This window comes from Pseudomonas sp. PvP089 (assembly GCF_017875165.1).
GTDB lineage: Bacteria > Pseudomonadota > Gammaproteobacteria > Pseudomonadales > Pseudomonadaceae > Aquipseudomonas > Aquipseudomonas fortuita.
Genome location: NZ_JAGGME010000001.1, coordinates 918019 through 941807, shown reverse-complemented (window position 1 = coordinate 941807; position 23789 = coordinate 918019). Strand labels below are relative to the sequence as shown.

General features: G+C 64.6%; 22 protein-coding genes. 16 read left to right on the top strand and 6 right to left on the bottom strand.

Going from position 1 to position 23789, the window contains the following annotated elements:
* Position 1 precedes the first annotated feature (1 nt).
* The 8 genes from trbE to J3A71_RS04245 are packed head-to-tail and all read left to right on the top strand — an operon-like array spanning position 2 to position 8132.
* A complete protein-coding gene (gene trbE / locus J3A71_RS04280; protein ID WP_000933135.1) occupies positions 2–2452 on the top strand; it encodes a conjugal transfer protein TrbE in 2451 nt (816 codons plus the stop codon).
* Positions 2449–3192 (top strand): P-type conjugative transfer protein TrbJ, encoded by a 744-nt coding sequence (trbJ, locus tag J3A71_RS04275; protein WP_003092277.1) that lies wholly within the window; start codon positions 2449–2451, stop codon positions 3190–3192. The genes trbE and trbJ overlap by 4 nt, the downstream gene beginning before the upstream one ends.
* A 12-nt stretch (positions 3193–3204) precedes the next feature.
* Positions 3205–3531, top strand: coding sequence for a hypothetical protein (locus J3A71_RS04270; protein WP_014603538.1), 327 nt, complete (start codon positions 3205–3207; stop codon positions 3529–3531).
* Positions 3528–4895 carry a P-type conjugative transfer protein TrbL gene (gene trbL / locus J3A71_RS04265; RefSeq protein ID WP_209953645.1) on the top strand — a complete coding sequence of 456 codons (1368 nt, stop codon included), beginning with the start codon at positions 3528–3530 and terminating at the stop codon, positions 4893–4895. Before J3A71_RS04270 ends, trbL begins: the two co-directional genes overlap by 4 nt.
* A gap of 18 nt (positions 4896–4913) precedes the next feature.
* Entirely contained in the window at positions 4914–5618 is a 705-nt protein-coding gene (trbF, locus tag J3A71_RS04260; RefSeq protein WP_001211312.1) for a conjugal transfer protein TrbF, read from the top strand.
* Entirely contained in the window at positions 5615–6607 is a 993-nt protein-coding gene (gene trbG, locus J3A71_RS04255) for a P-type conjugative transfer protein TrbG (protein ID WP_000776560.1), read from the top strand. Before trbF ends, trbG begins: the two co-directional genes overlap by 4 nt.
* Positions 6608–6609: 2 nt before the next feature.
* A complete protein-coding gene (locus J3A71_RS04250; RefSeq protein ID WP_003092274.1) occupies positions 6610–7890 on the top strand; it encodes a TrbI/VirB10 family protein in 1281 nt (426 codons plus the stop codon).
* Positions 7887–8132 carry a DUF2274 domain-containing protein gene (locus J3A71_RS04245; protein WP_000108283.1) on the top strand — a complete coding sequence of 82 codons (246 nt, stop codon included), beginning with the start codon at positions 7887–7889 and terminating at the stop codon, positions 8130–8132. The genes J3A71_RS04250 and J3A71_RS04245 overlap by 4 nt, the downstream gene beginning before the upstream one ends.
* Before the next feature lie 323 nt (positions 8133–8455).
* Here J3A71_RS04245 and J3A71_RS04240 read toward each other — a convergent pair whose 3' ends face one another.
* Genes J3A71_RS04240 through J3A71_RS04225 form a run of 4 tightly spaced genes read right to left on the bottom strand, consistent with a single transcriptional unit; the run spans position 8456 to position 12044 of the window.
* Entirely contained in the window at positions 8456–9346 is an 891-nt protein-coding gene (locus J3A71_RS04240; protein ID WP_060519906.1) for a ChaN family lipoprotein, read from the bottom strand.
* A 12-nt stretch (positions 9347–9358) separates the two neighbouring features.
* Positions 9359–10126, bottom strand: coding sequence for a heme ABC transporter ATP-binding protein (locus J3A71_RS04235; RefSeq protein ID WP_016489143.1), 768 nt, complete (start codon positions 10124–10126; stop codon positions 9359–9361).
* The gene (locus J3A71_RS04230; protein WP_161775545.1) at positions 10126–11109 is read right to left on the bottom strand and encodes an iron ABC transporter permease; all 984 of its coding nucleotides are present in this window, start codon (positions 11107–11109) and stop codon (positions 10126–10128) included. The genes J3A71_RS04235 and J3A71_RS04230 overlap by 1 nt, the downstream gene beginning before the upstream one ends.
* A 50-nt stretch (positions 11110–11159) precedes the next feature.
* A complete protein-coding gene (locus tag J3A71_RS04225) occupies positions 11160–12044 on the bottom strand; it encodes an ABC transporter substrate-binding protein (protein ID WP_023049290.1) in 885 nt (294 codons plus the stop codon).
* 147 nt (positions 12045–12191) lie between these two features.
* Here J3A71_RS04225 and J3A71_RS04220 point away from each other — a divergent pair, with 147 nt between their 5' ends.
* Positions 12192–12509 (top strand): Rieske (2Fe-2S) protein, encoded by a 318-nt coding sequence (locus J3A71_RS04220; protein WP_016489146.1) that lies wholly within the window; start codon positions 12192–12194, stop codon positions 12507–12509.
* Here J3A71_RS04220 and sfsA read toward each other — a convergent pair.
* Entirely contained in the window at positions 12499–13212 is a 714-nt protein-coding gene (gene sfsA, locus J3A71_RS04215; RefSeq protein WP_023049291.1) for a DNA/RNA nuclease SfsA, read from the bottom strand. The genes J3A71_RS04220 and sfsA overlap by 11 nt on opposite strands.
* Positions 13212–14384: a pyridoxal phosphate-dependent aminotransferase gene (locus J3A71_RS04210; protein WP_096426764.1), complete on the bottom strand. Its 1173-nt coding sequence runs from the start codon at positions 14382–14384 to the stop codon at positions 13212–13214. The genes sfsA and J3A71_RS04210 overlap by 1 nt, the downstream gene beginning before the upstream one ends.
* A 210-nt stretch (positions 14385–14594) precedes the next feature.
* Between J3A71_RS04210 and dksA the strand changes: the two genes are divergently transcribed.
* From dksA to folK, 7 genes are all read left to right on the top strand, one after another.
* Complete coding sequence (dksA, locus tag J3A71_RS04205) at positions 14595–15038, top strand: RNA polymerase-binding protein DksA (RefSeq protein WP_016489149.1); 444 nt, start codon at positions 14595–14597, stop codon at positions 15036–15038.
* A gap of 62 nt (positions 15039–15100) precedes the next feature.
* On the top strand, positions 15101–15988 hold the full coding sequence (gene gluQRS / locus J3A71_RS04200) for a tRNA glutamyl-Q(34) synthetase GluQRS (protein ID WP_060519912.1): 888 nt from the start codon (positions 15101–15103) through the stop codon (positions 15986–15988).
* 157 nt (positions 15989–16145) lie between these two features.
* Complete coding sequence (locus J3A71_RS04195; protein WP_003250005.1) at positions 16146–16322, top strand: hypothetical protein; 177 nt, start codon at positions 16146–16148, stop codon at positions 16320–16322.
* Positions 16306–19281: a sensor histidine kinase gene (locus J3A71_RS04190; protein WP_016489151.1), complete on the top strand. Its 2976-nt coding sequence runs from the start codon at positions 16306–16308 to the stop codon at positions 19279–19281. The genes J3A71_RS04195 and J3A71_RS04190 overlap by 17 nt, the downstream gene beginning before the upstream one ends.
* Positions 19282–19285: 4 nt before the next feature.
* The gene (locus J3A71_RS04185) at positions 19286–20731 is read left to right on the top strand and encodes a sigma-54 dependent transcriptional regulator (protein WP_016489152.1); all 1446 of its coding nucleotides are present in this window, start codon (positions 19286–19288) and stop codon (positions 20729–20731) included.
* A 967-nt stretch (positions 20732–21698) separates the two neighbouring features.
* Entirely contained in the window at positions 21699–23081 is a 1383-nt protein-coding gene (locus J3A71_RS04180) for a polynucleotide adenylyltransferase PcnB (RefSeq protein WP_016489153.1), read from the top strand.
* Positions 23078–23557: a 2-amino-4-hydroxy-6-hydroxymethyldihydropteridine diphosphokinase gene (gene folK / locus J3A71_RS04175; RefSeq protein WP_016489154.1), complete on the top strand. Its 480-nt coding sequence runs from the start codon at positions 23078–23080 to the stop codon at positions 23555–23557. Before J3A71_RS04180 ends, folK begins: the two co-directional genes overlap by 4 nt.
* Positions 23558–23789: the final 232 nt, after the last annotated feature.

Genomic DNA, 23789 nt, shown 5'->3' with positions numbered 1-23789 from the left:
CATGCTGAACCTTGCCGAATATCGTCAGCGCCCGGCCTTGCTTGCCGACTGGCTGCCCTGGGCCGGGCTGGTCGCGCCGGGCGTTGTGCTGAACAAAGATGGTTCGTTTCAACGCACGTTCCAGTTTCGCGGCCCCGACTTGGACAGTGCGACACAGGGCGAGCTGATTGCCACGTCGGCGCGGCAGAACAACGCGCTTCGCCGTACCGGGTCTGGCTGGGCCTTCTATATCGAGGCCGAGCGGATGCGGGCATCGAGCTATCCGCAATCCTCCTTTCCCGAACCACTGTCCTGGCTGGTGGATGAGGAGCGACGCGCGGCGTTCGAGGAGTCGGATGGCCATTTCGAGAGCGTCTATCACTTCACGTTGCAACACCTACCGCCGCAAGAGTCTCGCGCCCGTGCGGCTGGGATGCTGTACGAGAACCGGCCCACTGAGGGTGTGGACTGGCGTGGTCGGCTTGATTCCTTCGTGGCAGAGACCGATCGCGTGTTCGACCTGCTCGATGGTGTGATGCCGGAGATTGCCTGGCTGGACGATAGCCAGACGCTGACCTACCTGCATGCCACAGTCTCCACGCGGCGCTATCGCGTCGGCGTGCCCGACGTGCCGTTCCATATCGACGCACTGCTGGCCGATGCCGCGCTGGTCGGCGGCCTGGCGCCCATGCTGGGCGATCAGCACCTGCGCGTGGTGTCGGTACGAGGCTTCCCGACCTCGACCTGGCCGGGGATCTTGGACGACCTCAACCGCCTGGGCTTTGCGTATCGCTGGAGTACGCGCTTCCTGTGCCTGGACAAAGCCGAGGCGGAACGGGAATTGGGGCGCTTGCGGCGCCAATGGTTCGCCAAGCGCAAGAACGTCATCGCGCTGCTGCGCGAAACGATCTTTCAGCAGGAAAGCCCGCTGGTCGATACCGATGCCAGCAACAAGGCCGCCGACGCCGATGCCGCCTTGCAGGAGCTGGGCAGCGATCAAGTCGCCTTCGGCTACCTCACCGCCACGGTGACGGTGCTCGACGCCGACCCGGCCGTGGCCGACGAGAAGCTGCGCATGGTGGAGCGCGTCATCCAGGGCCGGGGTTTCGTGACCATCCCCGAAACCCTCAACGCAGTCGATGCCTGGCTGTCGTCCGTCCCCGGCAACGCATACGCGAACGTGCGTCAGCCCATCGTTTCGACGCTGAACCTGGCGCACATGATGCCGATGTCAGCGGTATGGGCTGGGCCGGAGAAGAACGAACACCTCGATGGCCCGCCGCTGATCGTCACCCGCACCGATGGCGCGACGCCGTTCCGGCTGGTGACGCACATCGGCGACGTGGGGCACACCCTTGTCGCCGGGCCGACCGGCATGGGCAAGTCGGTGCTGCTCGCCATATTGGCCATGCAGTTCCGGCGCTACTTCGGCTCGCGGATCTTCGCCTTCGACATGGGGCGCTCGATGCGCGCCACCATCCTCGGCCTTGGCGGTGAGCACTACGACCTCGGTGCCGATGGCGGCATCGCCTTCCAGCCACTCGCGCGAATAGCCCACGAGGGCTACCGCACCTGGGCCGCCGAATGGGTGGAGGGCCGGCTGCTGCACGAAGGCGTGACGGTCGGCCCGGACGAGAAGGCTGCCATTTGGTCGGCGCTGCGAAGCCTTGCCGGTGCGCCAGTGGAGCAGCGCACCATGACCGGCTTGTCGGTGTTATTGCAGTCCAACGCGCTGCGCCAAGCGCTCGCGCCCTATGTGTTGGGCGGCGCCCACGGCAAGCTGCTGGACGCTGACCACGACCGGCTGGGCATGGCCGACGTGCAGGGCTTTGAGATGGAAGAACTGATGCACAGCCCCGCCGCCGTGCAAGCAGTGCTGCGCTACCTGTTCGCCCGCTTCGACGAACGTTTTGACGGCGCGCCCACGCTGCTGATCCTCGATGAAGCGTGGCTGTTCCTCGATGAGCCGTCCTTCGCGGCCCGCATCCGGCAATGGCTCAAGACGCTCAGAAAAAAGAACGTCAGCGTCATCTTTGCCACGCAGTCGCTGGCCGACATCAAGGACTCGACCATCGCGCCAGCCATCATCGAAAGCTGCGCGAGCAGGATCTTCTTACCTAACCCGCAGGCCACCGAGCCGCAGATTCGCACGATCTACGAAGGCTTCGGCTTGAACAGCCGCCAGATTGAGATCGTGGCGACCGCACAGCCCAAGCGCGATTACTACTACCAGTCGCGCCTCGGCAATCGCCTGTTCGACCTCGACCTGGGGCCTGTCGCGCTCGCATTCGCGGGCGCATCCACCCCTCAAGACCAACGCGATATTGACCGCGTGCTGACGCAGGCCGGCGCTCCCGGCTTCGCCGGCGCGTGGCTGCGCCATCGCGGCCTCGGCTGGGCCGCCGACCTGCTGCCGTCCGCTCCGGCGGCAGCTTCCTTTCTCGCTTCTCAACCGCTGGAGGTTTCACCATGAAGACCAAGCCCCGTTTGCTCTCTGTCTCACTCGCTGCCGTGCTGTCGGTATCGCTGCTGGCCGTGCAGCCCGCATCCGCGCTGACGGTGTTCGACCCGTCCAACTTCGTGCAGAACACGCTGACCGCCGTGCGCACGCTGGAACAGATCAACAACCAGATCAACCAGCTTCAGAACGAGGCGCAGATGTTGATGAACCAGGCCAGGAACCTGGCAAATCTCGACTTCAACATCGTCAACCGCCTGCGCTCGACGCTCGCCACCACCGAGCGCCTGATCGCCGAGGCGCGCGGCTTGGCCTACGACGTGCAGAGCATGGATGCCACGTTCGCCCGCCTGTACCCGGAACAGTACGCCGCCACCATCAGCGGCGACCGCATGGCACAGGACGCCCGCGAACGCTGGCAGAACACCTTGAACGGCTTGCACACCGCGATGCGGATGCAGGCGCAGGTGTCGCAGAACCTCGCCCAAGACGAAAGCGCGCTGGCCGATCTCGTGAGCCAGAGCCAGTCGGCCACCGGCGCGCTGCAAGCGATGCAGGCGACGAACCAGCTCCTGGCTTTGCAGGCCAAGCAGTCGATCCAGGCGCAGCAGCTCCAGATCACGCAAGACCGGGCCGCTTCACTGGAACTGGCGCGGCAAGCGGCGGCTATGGAGCGCGCCCGCGAAGTGCGGCGGCGCTTTCTGGGCACCGGCACGCCGTACACGCCGCAGTCCGTCAACTTCTATAACAACTGACCGGAGGCGGCCATGCGATGCGCTTCCGTCCTGATGGCCGTGCTGCTGACCGCGTGCGGCCAGCAGCCGGCCGAGAACCTGGCCGACGCCCTGGCCGCAGATCCGGTGCGGCTCAAGGCGTTGCGCGGGCAATGCGCGGCCGACCGGCAGGCCGTGGGCGAGGATGCCTGCCGCGCCGCCGCTGAAGCCTTCCGGCGGCGCTTCTTCGCCGGCCATACCGGGCCGGATGAATACAACTCGCTGGCTGAACTCCCGCCGATTCCGCCGAGCTTCGATACGCCCGCAGATGAATTGCCAGAGGGCGCCGTTCCGCTCACTCCGCCCGAGGATTCGCCATGAACGACGTGACCATCATCGACCGTTTCCTCGATACGTTCTCGCGCTACATCGACTCGGGCTTCGGCTTATTGCAGGGCGAAGTGGCATTTCTCACCGCCACGCTCATCGTCATCGACATGACGATCGCTGGCCTGTATTGGGCCATGAGCCACGCCACCGGCCAGGGCGACGACGTGATCGCCAAGCTGCTGCGCAAGGTGCTCTGTGTCGGCGCGTTCGCCTACATCATCGGCAACTTCAACTGGCTGGCGAGCATCGTGTTCCGCTCGTTCGCCGGCTTGGGAATTACCGCTACCGGCTCGGCCATCACGATGGAGAACTTCCTTCAGCCGGGCCGGCTGGCGAAGACCGGCATCGACGCAGCCGCGCCGATTCTGGAACAGATCGGGGACATGGCTGGGTTCCCCGAGGTGTTCGTGAACATCGACCCTATCGTGGTTCTGTTCATCGCCTGGCTGGTGGTGATCCTCTGCTTCTTCGTGCTGGCCGTACAGCTTTTCATCACGCTGATCGAGTTCAAACTGACTACGCTCGCCGGCTTCGTCTTGATCCCGTTTGCACTCTGGAACAAGACCTCGTTCCTCGCGGAAAAGGTGCTAGGCAACGTGGTGTCGTCAGGCATCAAGGTCTTGGTGCTGGCCGTCATCGTCGGCATCGGTTCAGGCCTGTTCGCCGAGTTCCAGGTGCATCCCGACGAACCATCCATCGACCACGCGCTGGTCGTGATGCTGGCCTCGCTCGCGCTGCTGGCGCTGGGCATTTTCGGCCCCGGTATCGCCACCGGCCTGGTGTCCGGTGCGCCACAGCTTGGTGCGGGCGCGATGGCTGGTGCTGCGGTCGGGGCTGTCGGCACCGGCGTTGCCATCGGCGCCGCCGTAACGGGCGTGGGCGGCGCCGTCATGGCCGGGGCACGAATGGTCCCGGCGGCCGCAAAGCTGGCCGGTGCCGGTGCGCGTGCCGCGACTTCGGCGGCCGGCAGTGCCCGATCGGCGTTCCAGGCCGGTTCCGCTGCGGCCGGCGGCGGTGCCAAGGGCGCGGCGGCTGGCCTCGGCAATGTCGCCAAGACTGGCGCACAAGCCGCAGGCCGCAGCGTCACCTCTGGTGCTTCCGCTGTTGGGCAGAAGGTGGCCGACTCCTTCCGCGCTGGCTGGAACGGCACAGAAGCCGGCAGCGACGGTGCTGGCCCCGGCCAGACCGCAGACGGCACCGCAGGCTCGCAGAAGCAACAGCAACCGGCCTGGGCCAAGCGGATGCACCGCCGCCAGCAGGCTACCCATGCCGCGACCACTGCCGCCCACACGCTGCGCGGCGGCGACGGCGGCGGCTCCGGGCAAGGCCCGAGCCTGCGGGATTCCGATACCTAACCTTCAAGGAGAACACCCATGCGATTCAAACGACCGCAGGTGCGCTACGCCGATACGCCGCAGCCTGCCACCCCGTATCAAGCCGCCGCCCAGGTGTGGGACGACCGTATCGGCTCCGCCCGCGTGCAGGCGAAGAATTGGCGCCTGATGGCCTTCGGCTGCCTAGTGCTCGCGCTGTTGATGGCCGGCGGCCTGGTGTGGCGCTCGGCGCAGTCCATCGTGACGCCCTATGTCATCGAGGTCGATCAAGCCGGGCAGGTGCGCGCCGTGGGAGAGGCCGCCACGCCGTACCGGCCCGGCGACGCGCAGATCGCGCACCACCTGGCGCGCTTCGTGACGCTGGTTCGCTCGCTGTCCATCGACCCCATCGTGGTGCGGCAGAACTGGCTCGATGCCTACGACTACACCACCGACAAGGGCGCGGCGGTGCTCAACGACTACGCCCGCACCAATGACCCATTCGCCCGCATCGGCAAGGAATCGGTAACGGTGCAAATCACCAGCGTGGTTCGCGCGAGCGACACGTCTTTCAACGTGCGCTGGACAGAGCAGCGCTATGTCAACGGTGCGCCCGCCGGCACCGAACGCTGGAACGCCGTGCTTTCGACCGTCCTGCAAACCCCGCGTACTGAACAGCGCCTGCTCAAGAACCCATTGGGTATCTACGTCAACGGCCTGTCATGGAGCCGCGAACTGGATTCTTCCGAAGGAGCCAAACCATGAAACTTCGTTTCCGCCTTTACGTTGTTCCTTTGACGCTGCTGGCCCTCGCGGGCTGCGCCTCGCAGGGGAAGCCGCCGCCATCCATCTCGCTCGACGAGACGGTGCTGGCCCAGCCGTTGCCCGAACCGCCCAAGCCCGTCGAAGTCGTCGCCGTCCCTGAACCGCTGGCGCTGCCGGCGCAGTTGAAGCCCCTGCCGGAACTCGATGAGGCCCCCGTTGCGCCGGAGCCGGCCGACGAAAAGGTGCGCGTTTCCCGTGCCAATGCAGAAGCGCGTATCGCGCCTACCCGTGAGGGCTACGTCAACGCGATTCAGGTGTGGCCGTTCACCGATGGCGCGCTTTATCAGGTCTATGCGTCGCCGGGGCGCGTGACGGTGGTTTCGCTTCAACCGGGCGAGGAACTGGTAACGGTCGCCGCCGGCGATACCGTGCGCTGGATCGTGGGCGACACGTCCAGCGGCGGCGGGGCCGATCTGCGCGTCAATGTGCTGGTCAAGCCTATCCGCTCCGGTCTGAAAACCAATCTCGTCATCACCACCAGTCGGCGCACCTACCTGCTGGAGCTGACCTCGACCGAGAGGGCATGGATGGCGTCGGTGTCCTGGGACTATCCGAAAGACCGAATGCTCGCGTTGCAGCGCCAGGCGCAGGCAGCGCAGGCAACAACGCCTGTCGATACGGGCCTGTCGCTGGACAAGATCCGCTTCCGCTACGCGGTATCGGGCAGCAACCCGCCGTGGAAGCCTCTGCGCGCCTTCGATGATGGAGAGAAGGTCTATATCCAGTTCCCGCCGGGCATCGCCCAGGGCGAGCTGCCGCCGCTGTTTGTCATCGGCGCGCAGGGCGACGGGCAACTGGTGAACTACCGTTTTCGCTCGCCGTACTACGTCGTGGATCGCCTGTTCGGCGCGGCCGAACTGCGGCTGGGCGGCGATGGCGGCGACGTGGTGCGGATCGAGCGCACCGATGGTGTTGCACGGAGGAACTGACCATGAGCCAGGATGACACTCCCGACCTTGCCGCGCCGCAGGCGGACAAGGTGGCGCCGGAGGCAGTGGCGCTGCGCGCCCAGCCGCGTCCAGTCACACGCCTGAACCGGCGCTCGCTGGCCATCCTTGCCGGCGTCCTAGCGGTCGCCGTGCTCGGCGCGCTGATGTGGTCGCTGCAACCTCATCGACGCAGCACAGGCGAGCAGACCGAGCTTTACAACGTCGATCGCGTGTCAAAGTCGGAAGGACTGGATGCGCTGCCGACGGACTATTCCAAGCTGCCGCCGGCGTTGCTGCCTGCCGTTCCCGAACTAGGGCCACCGCTGCCGGGCGATCTTGGCCCGGCTATCGTGAAGTCGCAGCAACCGGCGACGGCTGCCTACGCGGCCCCCGGTCACGACCCGAACGATGCCCTGCGAAAAGAAGCCGAGGCGGCCGCGGCCTCGTCCGTGTTCTTCCGCTCGGGTGGGCAGAATGCGGCGCCGGTAGCGCAGACACAGGTGGCCGCTGCGCCGGGCTTCGCCGCCAATGCGGCGTTTGACCCGCTGGCGGCCGGGCCGGCCTCCACGGCGGCCCAACCTGCTGACCCGACAGCGGTGCAAAACCGGCAAGACCAGAAAGAGGCTTTCATGAAAGCTGGCCCCACTGAAACCCGTAATTCCGGCAATCTGACTCTGCCAATTTCGCCGTATCAGGTTATGGCCGGAACAGTGGTCGCAGGTGCCTTGGTGACGGGCATCAAGTCGGACTTGCCCGGCGACGTGATCGCCACGGTGACGGAGCCGGTCTATGACACAGCCACCGGGCGCTTCCTGCTGATTCCGCAGGGTTCGCGCATCCTGGGCAAATACAACAGCCAGGTCAGCTACGGGCAGAGCCGCGTTCAAGTCGTCTGGAACCGGATCATCCTGCCGGACACGTCTTCGCTCACGCTCGACAACCTGGCCGGCACCGACCCAGCCGGCTATGCCGGGCTGGAGGACGATGTGGACTACCACTGGGGCCGCATCTTTGCCGGTGCGGCACTCACCACGCTGCTGGGCGTCGGTGCCGAGCTGGCCGCGCCGGAGAACCGGCAGGATGGTGATCGCGTCATCATCGCTGGGCGCGACAGCGCGCAGGACAGCATCAATCAGGTCGGCCAGGAGATGACCCGGCGCAACCTCAACATCCAGCCGACCTTAACGCAACGGCCGGGCCTGCCGGTTCGCATCATCGTCAACCGGGATCTGGTGCTGCGGCCGTACCAGCCGCTGTTCTTCAACCGGGGGACTTCACGATGAGCACGACCAAGAAGCTGCGGCTCGGCCCGCTGCCGAAGACCGAGAGCACCAAGCTGACTTTCGTTTGCCCGACCAGCTTGAAAGTCGACCTCGACCGCTACGCCGCGCTACACGCGCAGGCGTATGGCGAGGCCGTTGATGCGGCGACGCTGATCCCGCATATGCTGGAAGCGTTCATGGCGGGGGATCGAGGATTCAGGAAGGGCACGGCGACCCGCAGCACACCACCGAAGCCGCCATGATTGCACCGCATGCTATTCAACGGCATCCATCGAACGCGCAGCCCAGGCTGCGCGTTCTTCATTCTGGATGCCGCCGAGCCTGTTGGGCTATGATGATGCGACAGGCCCGCCGTTCCTCGGCAATCCAGCACTACACAGTGCGATGCGGCTTTCTCTCCCAACGCTCCTATGTCGCTCCTAGCCGACAACGCCGCTCTTCTTCTAAGCGGCCCCGAAAGGAGCTAACCTACTGTCCCATATACGGTTTCAAGTCCTTCTTGATTTGCGCGAAAGAATTGACACCGGCACTTTTTTGCCTGGGGGTTTGTGCCGCCTGGCCCACACTACTGGCGAAACTGCGCGCAGTAATCCTGCTCCGGCATCGCCGCGGTGTACCACACGTAATCAGCCTGGCCTGGCTCAACCTGCTCGCCCACCTCGGCCAGCAGCAATACCTTGGTCTCCCCCGACGCCGACGCCCCCAGATCTGCCAGGTGCAAGGGTATGCCCAGGTCCTTGCGCACGTGATAGGCCCCGGCAAACAGCAACGCTGGCTGCGGCGCGGACAGCAACCGCTCGGCCATGCGCCGGTCGCGCTGCTGCTGCACAGCCAGCATCGCCGGCAACTGGCTTTCCGGCAGCATCCCACAATGGCCAGCGCGTACCTGCTCGAGCAAAGCACCCTTTACCGCCGGTGCATTGGACCTTTTGCCAGTCAGCGGGGCTGGCTGTCGATAGGCCTGACGCATCTCACCCGGCGACAGGTTGGCGGCCAGCAGTTGCACTCGGTCCTGCAAGGCCTCACGCACTATCGGCCCGTACAGCTGCCAATCCCACCCTTCCTGCCAGGCCAGCGCCTTGGGCAAGTTCGCCGGCAGCGGCTGCCCCTGAACCTTGTCGACCAGCGGTTGCTGCTCAGGCTGCAGCATTTCCAGCAGGAGACTGCCTTGCACGCGCTTCCCCTGCATCGCGCGTAGCAGCCAGAGTTGCAACGCGTGATGGTCCGGGTTGTCATGTTTTTCGCCCACCAGCACGCGAGGGGTGCCTGCCAGGCGCTGCACCAGTTGCTCAGGGCTGATCGCCCGGCCACTGGCAAGATCGATGATGTGCCCCAACTCGGCATGCGTGCGCCCTTCACTGCTCTGCCAGGAGGGCAGTGGCGGCAGGCTGGCCTGGCAGCCGCCCAGTGAAAACATCAGGCAAAGCGAGAAACCCGACAGCAGCAGATGACGCATCGACAATGCCTCCTAGCGTGTGATGATCAGTGGGTGCCCACGCTCTGGGTGCGCCTGCACCAGTACGTCGATACCGTACACCGCCTTCAGTGCCGCTGGCGTCAATACCGCTTCGGGCGTGGCAAACGCATGGCAGCGCCCCTGCTCCAGCAACAGGATACGGTCACAGTAGCGCGCAGCCAGATTCAGGTCATGCAGGATCACCAGCACCGCAGCGCCGCGGTCGGCGAAGCGGCGCACGGATTCAAGGGTAGTGTGCTGGTGCAGTGGGTCGAGCATCGAGGTCGGTTCGTCGAGCAGCAGCGTGGCCCCCTCCTCGCCCGGCCATAGCTGGGCCAGCACGCGGGCCAGGTGCACCCGCTGGCGCTCGCCACCGGAGAGCGCCAGGTAACTGCGCCCCACCAGGTGCCAGGCATCCGCCGCCTGCAACGCCGCTTCGACAATTTGCGCATCGCGCTGCTGCCCGGTGCCATGAGGCATGCGCCCCATGCCCACCACTTCCTCGACCCGGAACGAGAAGCCCAGGCTGGACACCTGTGGCAACACTGCCAGGCGCCTGGCCCGCTCCTGCCCAGGCCAATCGGTGAGGGGCCGGCCCTGCAACGTCACCCGCCCTCGCTCGGGCGCCAGCTCGCCACACAACACAGCCAGCAGGCTGCTCTTGCCGGCACCGTTGGGGCCGAGCACACCCACCACCTGCCCCGGGCTCAGTTGCAGGTGAATGTCGTGCAGCACTTCGTTGCTCCCCCGCCGCAGGTGCAGGCCTTCGACTTGCAACATCAGCTGCGCCCTCTTATCAGCAGGACCAGAAAGAACGGCGCACCGATGAAGGCCGTGACAATACCAATCGGCAACTCGGCAGGTGCCAGCAGCAGCCGCGCCGCCAGGTCGGCGAACAGCATCAGCACGCCCCCGGCCAGCAACGAGGCCGGTAGCACCACGCGGTGATCAGGCCCTGCCAGCAAGCGCACCAGGTGCGGCACCACCAGGCCGATAAAACCGATCAGCCCTGCTGCTGCCACTGCCGCACCTACGCCCAGCGCCGTGCAGAACACCAGCTCGCGCTTGAGTCGCTCCACGTCAACGCCCAGGTGGCGCGCCTCCGACTCACCCAGTAACAGGGCATTCAGCGCCTTGGCCCGGCGCGGCAGCCACACCGCTACCCCCGCCGCCACCAGTAGCAACGGCCACAGCCGTTCGTAGCTGGCACCGTTCAGGCTGCCGAGGTTCCAGAATGTCAGTGTGCGCAGGGTGGCGTCGTCGGCCAGGTAAGAGAACAGCCCAACGGCCGCGCCGCCCAGCGCAGTCATGGCCACGCCCGCCAGCAGCATCGTGGCAACGTTGGTCTGGCCATCGCGCCGCCCCAGTCGGTAGACCAACGCGGTCACCCCAAGCCCCCCGACAAAAGCGCAGAACGACAACAGATAGGGCGCGAAAGCGTCCGGCATGCCGCCAAACCAGGCACCACCGACAATGGCGACCGCTGCACCCATCGCCGCCCCAGCGGCAACCCCCACCAGCCCTGGATCGGCCAGCGGGTTGCGGAACAGCCCCTGCATGGCCACGCCGGACAGCGCCAGCACCGCGCCCACCGCCAGCCCGAGCAAGGTACGCGGCAGGCGGATCTGGCCCAGGATCATCTCGGCCTGCTGCAGGCCGTCAGCCGCAATCGGCAGCCCCAACAGGCGCAGGCCGGCGCGCAGGGTGTCGAACAGCGGCAGGCTGACCGGCCCCAAGGCCAGCGACAACCACACCGCCAACAGGCACAGCAGACTAAGGCAAATGAACAACGTACGTGGCTGGACCCGCTGTTTCATTGCGCGAAGCTGGCCTGGGCCGCCGGGTAGAAGGTGGCTGCCAGCGACTGCAAGGTCGATGGCAGGCGTGGGCCAAGCCCGCCTACCAGCAGCGTCGGGTCCAGTGACACCAGGCGTTTCTCACGCACAGCCCGCGAGGCAGCCAGCGCGGGGTTTTCTTTCAACAGCGCCTGCAAGGCCTGCTCATCGGCCAGCGCCCGGTCGGAAAACACGATCACATCCGGGTCCAGCGCCGCCAAGGCTTCGTTGGAGAAGTTCTTGTAGCCTTGATGTTCTGCAAGGTTGTGCCCACCCGCCTGGCCCAGCAGCCAGTCACCCGCAGTGCCCTGCCCGGCGATCAGCGGCTTGGCCCCGGCATGGCCGACCAGCAGTAGCACCCCAGGTGCCTTTTGCCCTGCCTGAGCCTGCTTGACCTTGGCCTGCACCGCCTCGATCTGCTGGTGGTAGCCCGCCGCCAACGCCGAAGCTTGCTGCTCTGCGCCAAGCAACTGCCCCAGATGCTTGAGGTTTTCATCCACCGCCGTCAGTTCGGCCTTGCTGGAGAACAACTCCACCTGCACACCGGCCTTGCGAATTTGCGCCAGTACCGGCGGCGGGCCCATTTCCTCGGTGCCCACCAGTACATCCGGGCGCAGGCTGAGAATGCCTTCAGCGGACAACTGCCGCTGGTAACCCACGCTGGGCAGTGATTTCAGCGATGCCGGGTGCTGGCTGGTGGTGTCCACACCGACAAGCCGCGCTTCGCCGCCCAATGCAGTTATCCACTCGCTCAGGGCGCCACCCGCGCTGACCCAGCGTTGCGGCAACTCGGCCGCCAGGGCCGTGGTGGAGAGCACAAGGCTTGCGCAGAGGGCGAGCAAGGCGACTGGACGGCGCATCATGGGGTTCCTTCTGAAGGCGAGCCGCGCGCCTTGTGGCGGGCGACAGAACTGCGCACCATAGGGGCCAGGCGCAGCGAATGCGGGCAATTTGATAATTATTCGCATTGACGCGTCAAGTCATCATCTGTTTCATGAGTCGTCCTCGCCATGCACTTGCTCTGTACCTCCCACACCCTGGCCGAAGGCCAAAGCCGCGCCTTCAGCGTAGACGGCCTCGAACTGTTCGGCGTGCGCCGCCAGGGCCAGGTGTACCTCTACCGCAACCGGTGCCCGCACCGCAGCATCCCGCTGAACTGGACGCAAGATGCCTTTCTCGATGACAGCGCCAGCCTCATCCACTGCGCCCACCATGGCGCGCTGTTCCTGATTGAAAGCGGCGAGTGCGTAGCCGGCCCTTGCGAGGGTGAGCAACTGCTGGCCCTGGGCTGTCACGAAGACAGCCAAGGCATCTGGCTCACGGCGTAAGCAGCACCGGCAGGCGGCAATCAATAACAATGCCTTCGGCGCTCAGGCGGGTGCCGTAGGCCAGCACCTCCACCCCGTCCGCCACCGCCGCACGCAGGGCCTGGGCATAGGCTGCGTCGATTTCCTCAGCTGGGCGTACGGCATTGATGCCAGTCAGGTTCACGCAGTACAACTGCACCGCCCGCACGCCCTGCCGGGCCAGCTTCGCCAGCTCGCGCAGGTGCTTGGCACCGCGCTGTGTCACCGCATCGGGAAAAGCCGCGACCGTGCTGTCGGGGTAACCCAAGGTCACGCTCTTCACCTCGACATACGCAGGGGCACCGTCGAACTCCAGGCGAAAGTCGATGCGGCTGCTTTCCTCTCCGTACGCGACTTCGCGCTTGAGCGCGGTAAAACCGGCCAGTTCGGCGATGACGCCGGCCCGCAGTGCCTCTTCGACCAGCGCGTTAGCCCGCCCAGTGTTCACACAGGCCAGCCGCCCCTGTGGGGTTTCGCTGATTTCCCAGGTGCCTGGCAGTTTGCGCTTGGGGTCGTTGGAGCGGCTAAACCACACCTGCCCGCCTTCACGCATGCAATTGAGCATGGAACCGGTGTTCGGGCAGTGAATGGTCAGCTGTTCGCCGCTGGCCAGTTCGATGTCCGCCAGAAAGCGCTTGTAACGGCGCAGCAGGCGGCCCTGTTCGAGTGGGGGATAGAACTGCATCAGCCTTGCCAGCTCCGCAGGCCACGGGCAATGCGCTGCACCGCCTCTTCCAGGCGCGGCAGGCTCTGGGTGTAGGCAAAGCGCACATGGTGCCCAGCCAGGTGACGGCCAAAGTCCAGGCCCGGCGTAAAGGCCACGTGCTCGGTTTCCAGAAAGTGCCGGCAGAAGGCAAACGCATCACCGCCAAAGGCACTGATATCGGCATACAGGTAAAACGCCCCCTGCGGCTCGACGGCTATGCGGAAGCCCAGTTCGCGCAGGGCGGGCAGCAGGTAGTCGCGGCGGCGGGCGAACTCGGCGCGGCGCTCCTCGAAAATGGCCAGGCTCTCGGGCTGGAAGCATGCCAGCGCGGCATGCTGGGCCATGCTCGGTGCACTGATGTACAGGTTCTGCGCCAGTTTCTCCAGGTCGGCCACTGCGCCGGGTGGGGCCACCAGCCAGCCAAGGCGCCAACCGGTCATGCCGTAATACTTGGAAAAACTATTCAGGACGAACGCCGAGTCGTCGACTTCCAGCACACTTGGCGCGTCCATGCCATAGGTGAGGCCATGGTAGATCTCGTCCACCACCAGGTGGCCATGCCGCTCATGGGTGGCTTTGGCAAGGCTGGCCAACGCTTCGCGCCCCAGCACAGTACCAGTCGGGTTAGCCGGCGACGCGACCAGGGCACCGACCGTGTCCTTGTCCCAGTAACGTTCGACCAGGTCGGCGGTCAGCTGGTAGTTCACCTCCGGGCCCACCGGCACCAGCTGCGCCCCGCCCTCGACCAGGCGCAGGAAGTGGCGATTGCACGGGTAACCCGGGTCGGCCAGCAGCCAGTGCTTGCCCGGGTCGACCAGCAGACTGCTGGCCAGCAGCAGCGCGCCAGAACCACCTGGGGTAATCAGGATGCGCTGCGGGTCGATATTCAGGCCATAACGCTGGCCATAAAAGCCGGCGATCGCTTCACGCAGTACCGGCAGGCCGCGTGCAGCGGTGTAGCGGGTGTGCCCGGCAGCCAGCGCGGCCTGGCCGGCGGCGACGATCGGTGCGGCCGTGGTGAAGTCCGGCTCGCCGATTTCCAGGTGGATCACGTCGTGCCCGGCCGCCTGCAGCTCGTTGGCCCGGGCCAGCAGCGCCATGACGTGGAAGGGTTCGATGGCGCGGCTGCGCGCACTGTAGGGGTGGGCCATGACCTTCTCTCAATTGGGTCTAAACTGGAGATTCTACCTCTGCACGCCAACGAACGTACGGCTCGCGCCGATGTCAATAAGCAGGATCGGGCGGGGTAGCGCACCCCCGATCTATCTGGTAAGTTCGGCGGCTCGCAGTCGCAGGGCCGGCGGTCGCCGGGGATGGAGCATCCTGCGCATTGGATCAGATGAGTGAGAGGCGGTCTATTCATGTCCACCGTAGAAAAGCAAAAAACCGGAACCATGTACGGTGTCGAGCCCTATAAAGAGACCAAGGGCGAAGAGTACATGGGTGAGCCCATGAAGAAGCACTTCACCAAGCTTCTCAATGCCTGGAAAGGCGAGCTCATGCACAGTGTGGATCGCACCGTAGACCACATGAAGGATGAAGCTGCGAACTTCCCGGACCCGGCCGACCGTGCCAGCCAGGAAGAAGAATTTGCTCTTGAGCTGCGCAACCGTGACCGCGAGCGCAAGCTGATCAAGAAAATCGACAAGACCCTGCAGAAGATCCAGGACGAAGAGTACGGCTGGTGTGATTCCTGCGGCATCGAGATCGGCCTGCGCCGTCTGGAAGCCCGTCCGACCGCAGACCTGTGTTTCGACTGCAAGGAAATTGCCGAGAAAAAGGAAAAAACGGTCGGTAAAGGCTGACCTTTCTTCCACCTGAACGGGGCGCTTCATGCGCCCCGTTTCATTTATATGCCCAGCCTGACATGACCGACTCCAGCTACATCGGGCGCTTCGCCCCCACCCCCAGCGGCTTTTTGCACTTCGGCTCGCTGGTCGCCGCCCTGGCCTCCTGGCTCGACGCCCGCGCCGTGAACGGTCGCTGGTTGCTGCGCATGGAAGACACCGACCCACCCCGGGAAATGCCCGGTGCCCGTGATGCCATCCTGCAAACCCTGGAGCGTTACGCGCTGGAATGGGATGGCGAGGTCGTGTTCCAGAGCCAGCGGCACGACGCCTATGCCGCGGTCGTCGACCGCCTGTTCAACATGGGCCTGGCCTATGCCTGTACCTGCTCGCGCAAGCAGCTGGAGGGTTACAACGGCATTTACCCAGGCCTGTGCCGCAATGCCGGCCATGCCCGTGAAGGTGCGGCGATCCGCTTGCGCGTGCCAGAGCTGATCTACCGCTTTACCGACCGGGTGCAGGGCGAGTACCAGCAACACCTGGGGCGTGAGGTGGGCGACTTTGTCATCCAGCGCCGCGACGGGCTGTATGCGTACCAGCTGGCGGTGGTGCTGGACGATGCCTGGCAGGGTGTTACCGACATCGTGCGCGGCGCCGACCTGCTCGACAACACCCCGCGTCAGCTGTACCTGCAGGAGCTGCTGGGCTTCTCACAGCCGCGCTATTTGCATATTCCGCTGATCGTGCAGCCGGATGGGCACAAGCTGGGCAAGTCGTACCGGTCGCCACCCCTGCAGGCTGAGCAGGCTACACCGCTGCTGTTGCGGGCATTGCGGGCGCTGGGGCAAGAAACAGACCCCGATTTACTACTGGCTACGCCGGCTGAAGTGTTGGCGATAGCCCGCAAGCAGTGGCGGCCGGAGGCGATCGCGCAGCGGACCACGGTGCCTGAGGCTGATTTGCGCTGAGGCAGGCCCGGCGCTTTCGCGGGTAAACCAACCCTCAATAACAAAAGCCCAATAATTTCAAACCCTTGGCTAACGCAATGGATTCCCGCTAGCATCCCCCCAGTCATTTGCGCCAATAATAAGTCCAAGCCCGCAGCGCCCAACCATCGAGGCCAGCATGTACATCTATCGTTTGGTCCTGCTTCTGGTCGTGGGGATCTACCTGTTCTCCCCGGCCATCATGGACTGGTGGATCGAACCGACCGGAGCCTGGTACCGCCCGTACCTGCTCTGGCTGATCCTGATCGTCGTCACCTTCATCCTGCAGAGCCAACGAGATGCCGATGAGCTTTAGCCTGACCCAGATGATCCTGATCAGCGCCGGGTACCTCATGGTGCTGTTTGGCGTGGCCTGGATCAGCGAGCGCGGGTTGATCCCGCGTTCGATCATTCGCCACCCCCTCACCTACACCCTGTCGCTGGGCGTGTATGCCAGTGCCTGGGCCTTTTATGGCTCGGTGGGCCTGGCCTACCAGTACGGCTATGGCTTCCTGGCCTGTTACCTGGGGGTATCCGGCGCATTCCTGCTGGCACCGGTGTTGCTCTACCCGATCCTCAAGATCACCCGCACCTACCAGCTTTCATCGCTGGCCGACCTGCTGGCGTTCCGCTTTCGCAGCACCTGGGCCGGCGCATTGACCACCATCATCATGCTGATCGGCGTGTTGCCCTTGCTGGCGCTGCAGATACAGGCGGTGGCCGACTCGATCAGCATCCTCACCGGTGAGCCGGTCAAGGCCAGGGTAGCCTTTGCGTTCTGTACGCTGATCATTCTGTTCACCATCTTCTTCGGCTCGCGACACATTGCCACGCGCGAAAAACACGAAGGGCTGGTATTCGCCATCGCCTTCGAGTCGGTGATCAAGCTGCTGGCCTTGGGCGGCATAGGCCTTTACGCCCTGTACGGCGTATTCGGCGGCCCGCACGAGCTGGAGGTCTGGCTACTGCAGAACCAGACCGCCCTGGCCGCCCTGCACACCCCGCTGCAGGAAGGCCCATGGCGCACCCTGCTGCTGGTGTTCTTCGCCTCGGCCATCGTCATGCCGCACATGTACCACATGGCCTTCACCGAAAACCTCAACCCGCGCTCGCTGGTCAGTGCCAGCTGGGGCCTGCCGCTGTTCCTGCTGCTGATGAGCCTGGCCGTGCCGCTGGTGCTGTGGGCCGGCCTGCGCCTGGGCGCCAGCACCAACCCCGAGTACTTCACCCTGGGCCTGGGGATTGCCGCCAACAACGAAGCACTGGCGCTGCTGGCCTACATCGGCGGCTTGTCAGCCGCCAGCGGCCTGATCATCGTCACCACCCTGGCACTGTCGGGCATGGCCCTCAACCACTTGGTGCTGCCCCTGTACCAGCCCCCGGCCGAAGGCAACATCTACCGTTGGCTGAAGTGGACCCGTCGCGCGCTGATCGTCGCCATCATTACCGCCGGCTTCATGTTCTACCTGACCCAGAACAACCACCAGAGCCTGGCCAACCTGGGCATTGTCGCCTTCGTCGCCACCCTGCAGTTCCTGCCGGGCGTACTATCGGTGCTGTACTGGCCCACCGCCAACCGGCGCGGCTTCATCGCCGGGTTGCTGGCCGGCACCCTGGTGTGGATGGTGACCATGCTGCTGCCGCTGCTGGGCAACCTGCAGGGCTTCTATATACCGCTGCTGGACATGATCTATGTGCTGGACGATACCAGCTGGCACATGGCGGCCATTGCCTCGCTGGCGGCCAACGTTTTGCTGTTCACCCTGATCTCGCTGTTCACCAACGCCAGCAGCGAAGAAGTCAGCGCGGCAGAAGCCTGCGCCGTGGACAACGTACGCCGCCCGCAGCGCCGCGAGTTGCACGCCGCCTCGCCGCAGGAGTTTGCCACCCAACTGGCCAAGCCGCTGGGTGCCAAGGCTGCACAAAAAGAAGTGGAGCAGGCCCTGCGTGACCTCTACTTACCGTTCGACGAGCGCCGCCCCTACGCCTTGCGCCGCCTGCGCGACCGCATCGAGGCCAACCTGTCCGGCCTGATGGGCCCGAGCGTGGCCCAGGACATGGTCGAAACCTTCCTGCCCTACAAGTCCGGTAACGAAAACTATGTGACCGAAGACATCCATTTCATCGAAAGCCGCCTGGAAGACTACCACTCGCGCCTGACCGGCCTGGCCGCCGAGCTCGACGCCCTGCGCCGCTACCATCGCCAGACCCTGCAAGAGCTTCCCATGGGCGTGTGCTCGCTGGCCAAGGACCAGGAAATCCTGATGTGGAACAAGGCCATGGAAGAGCTCACCGGCATCGCCGCCAAGCACGTGGTCGGCTCGCGTCTGCTCACCATCGACGAGCCCTGGCGCGGCCTGCTGCAAGGCTTCATCAACCTGCCCGACGAGCACTTGCACAAGCAGCGCCTGGCACTGGACGGGCAACCGCGCTGGCTGAACCTGCACAAGGCAGCCATTGACGAGCCCCTGGCACCCGGTAACAGCGGCCTTGTGCTGTTGGTGGAAGACCTTACCGAAACCCAGGCACTGGAAGACAAGCTGGTGCACTCCGAGCGCCTGGCCAGCATTGGGCGCCTGGCCGCCGGCGTGGCCCACGAAATCGGCAACCCGATAACCGGCATCGCCTGCCTGGCGCAAAACCTGCGCGAGGAACGCGAGGGCGATGGCGAAATCATCGAGCTGTCCAGCCAGATCCTCGACCAGACCAAGCGGGTGTCGCGCATCGTCCAGTCATTGATGAGCTTCGCCCATGCCGGCGGCAGCCACCAGAACAGCGAAGAACCGGTGTGCCTGGCCGAAGTGGCGCAGGACGCCATCGGTCTGCTGGCCTTGAACCGGCGCAATTTCGAAGTCCAGTTCTTCAACCTCTGCAACCCCGACCACTGGGCCGAAGGGGACCCGCAGCGCCTGGCCCAGGTGCTGATCAACCTGCTCTCCAACGCCCGCGACGCATCAAAGCCCGGCAGTGCCGTGCGCGTGCGCACCGAGGTCAGCGAACACACCGTCGACCTGATCGTCGAGGACGAGGGCAGCGGGATACCGAAGAACATCATGGACCGCCTGTTCGAGCCCTTCTTCACCACCAAGGACCCTGGCGAGGGAACCGGACTGGGGCTCGCTCTGGTCTATTCCATCGTGGAAGAGCATTATGGGCAAATCACCATCGACAGCCCGGCCGATATCGAACGGCAACGTGGCACCCGGATCCGCGTGACCCTGCCCCGGCATGTCGTAGCGACGTCCCCTGAAATTCGAGACCGTCGAGAGAATTGAATCAATGCCGCATATTCTGATCGTCGAAGACGAAACCATCATCCGCTCGGCCTTGCGTCGCCTGCTCGAGCGGAACCAGTACCAAGTCAGCGAAGCCGGCTCGGTGCAGGAAGCCCAGGAACGCTTCAGCATTGCCACCTTCGACCTGATCGTCAGCGACCTGCGCCTGCCAGGCGCACCCGGTACCGAGCTGATCAAGCTTGGTCAGGGCACCCCGGTGCTGATCATGACCAGTTACGCCAGCCTGCGCTCGGCGGTAGACTCGATGAAAATGGGCGCGGTGGACTACATCGCCAAGCCATTCGACCACGACGAGATGCTGCAGGCCGTGGCGCGTATCCTGCGCGACCGGCAGAACACCCCGGCCGCCGCACCGGCTGCCGAGCCACGCGCCGCCAATGGCAAGGCCGCCCCGGCCGACAAAGGCAGCGCGGCTGCGGCCAATGGCGAAATCGGCATCATCGGCTCGTGCCCGCCGATGCAGGACATGTACAGCAAGATCCGCAAGGTTGCGCCCACCGACTCCAACGTGCTGATCCAGGGTGAATCGGGTACCGGTAAAGAGCTGGTGGCCCGCGCCCTGCACAACCTGTCGCGCCGCGCCAAGGCACCGATGATCTCGGTGAACTGCGCAGCCATCCCCGAGACACTGATCGAGTCCGAACTGTTCGGTCACGAAAAAGGCGCGTTCACTGGCGCCAGCGCCGGGCGTGCGGGCCTGGTAGAAGCCGCCGACGGCGGCACGCTGTTCCTCGACGAAATCGGCGAACTGCCGCTGGAAGCCCAGGCCCGCCTGCTGCGCGTGCTGCAGGAAGGCGAGATTCGCCGGGTGGGTTCGGTGCAATCGCAAAAGGTCGATGTGCGCCTGATCGCCGCGACCCACCGCGACCTGAAGAACCTGGCCAAGGCCGGCCAGTTCCGCGAAGACCTTTACTACCGCCTGCACGTGATCGCCCTGAAACTGCCTGCCCTGCGCGAGCGCGGCAGCGACGTCAACGAAATCGCCAGCGCCTTCCTGGCGCGCCAGAGCGCGCGTATCGGCCGCGACGACCTGCACTTCTCGGCCGAAGCCGAGCAAGCCATTCGTCACTACAGCTGGCCGGGTAACGTGCGAGAGCTGGAAAACGCCGTGGAGCGCGCGGTGATCCTCAGCGAGAGCGCGGAAATTTCTGCCGAACTGCTGGGCATCGACATCGAGCTGAGCGACCTGGAAGAGGACGAGATCCTCAACAACGCCCTGGTGGTGGCCAGCGCTGCCAATGCCAGCCACGAGCCGACCGAGGACCTGTCGCTGGAAGACTACTTCCAGCACTTCGTACTCGAGCATCAGGACCACATGACCGAGACCGAACTGGCACGCAAGCTTGGCGTCAGCCGCAAGTGCCTGTGGGAACGCCGCCAGCGCCTGGGCATTCCACGGCGCAAGAGCAACGCTACCAGCGATAATTGAGTTCGGCACAGCGTCGCCTTCGAGATCGAGCGCCGCTCGCGCGGCGCTTCGCGGGGCAAGCCCGCTCCCACATCTGTTTCGGGCCAATATGTCCTGCCACCATTGGCGCGCGGCCCCTTGCTGCACGACGTGATTGAATGGAACAACAGAGGGGCGAGCTCCGATGCCTCAGGATTGATTGGCCCGAAACAAATGTGGGAGCGGGCTTGCCCCGCGAAGCGCCGCGCGGGCGGCGCTCGATCGCATAGGCGCTAAACAGGGTGTGGCGAACACATCGGGCCCGGAAACACCCCAGGTAACACATCAGTTCCCACAAAAATCTGTTACCCAACCTTTCCGCCGTAACAGTTCCCGAGGCGTACGGTAACGAAATTGCGACATTTTGAGCGCCGTGAAAACTGCTGAAATGCCTCAACCCCTTGATTTTACTGGGTTTGCAAAAGTTGGCACGGCACCTGCTATATGCTTAGTACAAAAACAATAACAAGCACTGCAACCTAAAATAAGAACAAGACGAAACGGCTCACGCACAATAAAAACAAGACGGCGGAGGCGCAGCTAACTGATTCTTTTGGAGAGGATGCGTGTTTGGGGCTTGCCCCACGACCAGGCAGAGAACAACAAAAACTGCACTAAAAAGCAGCGCCTGAACTGGTTGGATCGACAGATCAACGTGACATCAGCGGCCAAAGCAATCCGTTTGCTCTTAACCCCTGGATTGGGGGTCGTCCACAAGCTTCGAGATTTGTGGACAGGGCACTCAACAAAAACAAAAAGCCCAGCAAAAAAAACAATAAGAGCACGCAACGACTTCTTGGGGAGCTTAGGCTCCCCTTGTCGTTTCTACCCTTCTGGCAGGCATCCTGCTACCCGCCTACACCATTCCCCGAGTAAATGCTAGAATCCCCGCCCATCATGCGGCCATTCTCCTATTATTGGCCGAACATTCCTTCACACAGTGCATCCCATGCTGAAGAAGCTGTTCCAGTCTTTCCGCCCGCCCGTACCGGGCACGCACCACAGGCGCACTACGCCTGAGGTGATCAACAAGAGCCAGCACTCGCTGCAGCGCCACCAGTTCAGCCGCCACGCGGTGAATATCGTGGAACGCCTGCAGAGCGCCGGCTACCAGGCTTACCTGGTCGGTGGCTGTGTCCGCGACCTGATGCTGGGCATTACGCCGAAAGATTTCGACGTCGCCACCAGCGCCACCCCCGAACAGGTCCGTGCCGAATTCCGTAACGCGCGCATCATTGGTCGCCGCTTCAAACTGGTCCACGTGCATTTCGGCCGTGAGATCATCGAAGTTGCCACCTTCCGCGCCCCTCACTCGGAAGACGACCAGGGCGACAGCCACCGTTCGTCGCACAATTCCAGTGGCCGCATCCTGCGTGACAACGTGTACGGCACCTTGGAAGAAGACGCGCAACGCCGCGACTTCACCATCAATGCCCTGTACTACGACCCGGTCAGCGAGCGCATTCTCGATTACGCCAACGGTGTGCACGATGTGCGCAACCGCCTGCTGCGGCTGATCGGCGACCCGACCCACCGCTACCAGGAAGACCCTGTGCGCATGCTGCGCGCGGTGCGTTTTGCCGCCAAGCTGGACTTCGGTATCGAGAAGCACACGGTCCAGCCGATCCGCGAGCTTGCCCCGCTGCTGCGCGAGATTCCGCCCGCACGCCTGTTCGAGGAAAGCCTCAAGCTGTTCCTCTCAGGCCAAGGCGCCATGGCCTTCGAGATGCTGGTCGACCTGCAGCTGTTCGAGCCGTTGTTCCCGGCCAGCGCACACGCCCTGGACGAGCGCCCGACCTACGCCCACACACTGATCAGCCAAGCGTTGCAAAACACCGACCTGCGCGTGAAGCAGGGCAAACCGGTAACCCCGGCGTTCCTGTTCGCCGCACTGCTGTGGCCAGCCCTGCCGGCCCGCGTGCTGCACCTGCAGAACCAGGGCGTGCCGCCGATACCCGCCATGAACGGCGCGGCCCACGACCTGATCGCCGAGCAATGCGCGCGCATCGCCATCCCCAAGCGTTTCACGCTGCCGATCCGCGAGATCTGGGACATGCAGGAGCGCCTGCCACGGCGCAGCGGCAAACGCGCCGACATGCTGCTGGACAACCCTCGCTTCCGCGCCGGTTACGACTTCCTGCTGCTGCGTGAAAGCGCCGGGGAAGATACCGACGACCTCGGCCAGTGGTGGACCGACTACCAGGATGCCAACGACAGCGAGCGTCGCGAGATGATTCGCGAGCTGGGCAGCCGTGACGAAGGTGCCGGCCCGCGCAAACGCAAACGCAGCACCAGCAAACGCAAACGCGGTGGTGACGAGGCGTCCGAGTGAAGACTCGCGCCTACGTCGGCCTGGGCAGCAACCTGGACGCACCCGCCGAACAACTGCGCAGTGCCTTGCAGGCGCTTGACCAGGTGGAGGGTACTCGCCTGGTGGCGGCTTCGGCCTTGTACACCAGCGATTCGCTGCTGCCCGGCCAACCGCGTTACACCAACGCTGTCGCCGCCCTGGACACCGCGCTGCCGCCTCTGGCGCTGCTCGATGCACTGCAAGCCATCGAGAACGGCCAGGGCCGCGTGCGCAAGGAGCGCTGGGGCCCGCGCACGCTGGACCTGGACATCCTGCTGTTCGGTGACCTGGTACTCGACGAGCCACGCCTGAAAGTGCCGCATTACCACATGCATGCCCGGCCTTTCGTGCTGTACCCACTGGCCGAACTGGTGCCGGACGACTTCCACCTGGCAGATGGCCGCGCCCTCGCGCAATTGCTCGGCGACTGCCCGTTCGTCGGCCTTGAACGCCTGTAAACCGGGCGTTCCAGCGTTGCACACTGGCACGGTAACGCCAGTAACACCCTGATCGTAACAATGCGGTAACAGGGTGATTGACTTCCCCCACCTCGCTCACGACTATAGGCGTCCCGTGCGGCCCCAAAGTGCCGCATACCCGTATTTAGGCCCGGACGGACCTGTGCCCGAACATCACGCGCGATGATGTGCCGCTCCGGAAGATGACTACACGCGTTGAATGCAGTCGTTT

Bases quoted from the DNA above. Each gene is read 5' to 3' on its own strand.
- J3A71_RS04270 (WP_014603538.1), top strand. From the start codon at position 3,205: ATGCGATGCGCTTCCGTCCTGATGGCCGTGCTGCTGACCGCGTGCGGC.
- trbJ (WP_003092277.1), top strand. From the start codon at position 2,449: ATGAAGACCAAGCCCCGTTTGCTCTCTGTCTCACTCGCTGCCGTGCTG.
- J3A71_RS04245 (WP_000108283.1), top strand. From the start codon at position 7,887: ATGAGCACGACCAAGAAGCTGCGGCTCGGCCCGCTGCCGAAGACCGAG.
- J3A71_RS04210 (WP_096426764.1), bottom strand. From the start codon at position 14,384: ATGGCCCACCCCTACAGTGCGCGCAGCCGCGCCATCGAACCCTTCCAC.
- J3A71_RS04225 (WP_023049290.1), bottom strand. From the start codon at position 12,044: ATGATGCGCCGTCCAGTCGCCTTGCTCGCCCTCTGCGCAAGCCTTGTG.
- trbG (WP_000776560.1), top strand. From the start codon at position 5,615: ATGAAACTTCGTTTCCGCCTTTACGTTGTTCCTTTGACGCTGCTGGCC.
- J3A71_RS04190 (WP_016489151.1), top strand. From the start codon at position 16,306: ATGCCGATGAGCTTTAGCCTGACCCAGATGATCCTGATCAGCGCCGGG.
- J3A71_RS04185 (WP_016489152.1), top strand. From the start codon at position 19,286: ATGCCGCATATTCTGATCGTCGAAGACGAAACCATCATCCGCTCGGCC.
- J3A71_RS04235 (WP_016489143.1), bottom strand. From the start codon at position 10,126: ATGTTGCAAGTCGAAGGCCTGCACCTGCGGCGGGGGAGCAACGAAGTG.
- J3A71_RS04220 (WP_016489146.1), top strand. From the start codon at position 12,192: ATGCACTTGCTCTGTACCTCCCACACCCTGGCCGAAGGCCAAAGCCGC.
- trbF (WP_001211312.1), top strand. From the start codon at position 4,914: ATGCGATTCAAACGACCGCAGGTGCGCTACGCCGATACGCCGCAGCCT.
- J3A71_RS04180 (WP_016489153.1), top strand. From the start codon at position 21,699: ATGCTGAAGAAGCTGTTCCAGTCTTTCCGCCCGCCCGTACCGGGCACG.
- J3A71_RS04195 (WP_003250005.1), top strand. From the start codon at position 16,146: ATGTACATCTATCGTTTGGTCCTGCTTCTGGTCGTGGGGATCTACCTG.
- gluQRS (WP_060519912.1), top strand. From the start codon at position 15,101: ATGACCGACTCCAGCTACATCGGGCGCTTCGCCCCCACCCCCAGCGGC.
- J3A71_RS04250 (WP_003092274.1), top strand. From the start codon at position 6,610: ATGAGCCAGGATGACACTCCCGACCTTGCCGCGCCGCAGGCGGACAAG.
- trbL (WP_209953645.1), top strand. From the start codon at position 3,528: ATGAACGACGTGACCATCATCGACCGTTTCCTCGATACGTTCTCGCGC.
- sfsA (WP_023049291.1), bottom strand. From the start codon at position 13,212: ATGCAGTTCTATCCCCCACTCGAACAGGGCCGCCTGCTGCGCCGTTAC.
- J3A71_RS04240 (WP_060519906.1), bottom strand. From the start codon at position 9,346: ATGCGTCATCTGCTGCTGTCGGGTTTCTCGCTTTGCCTGATGTTTTCA.
- trbE (WP_000933135.1), top strand. From the start codon at position 2: ATGCTGAACCTTGCCGAATATCGTCAGCGCCCGGCCTTGCTTGCCGAC.
- dksA (WP_016489149.1), top strand. From the start codon at position 14,595: ATGTCCACCGTAGAAAAGCAAAAAACCGGAACCATGTACGGTGTCGAG.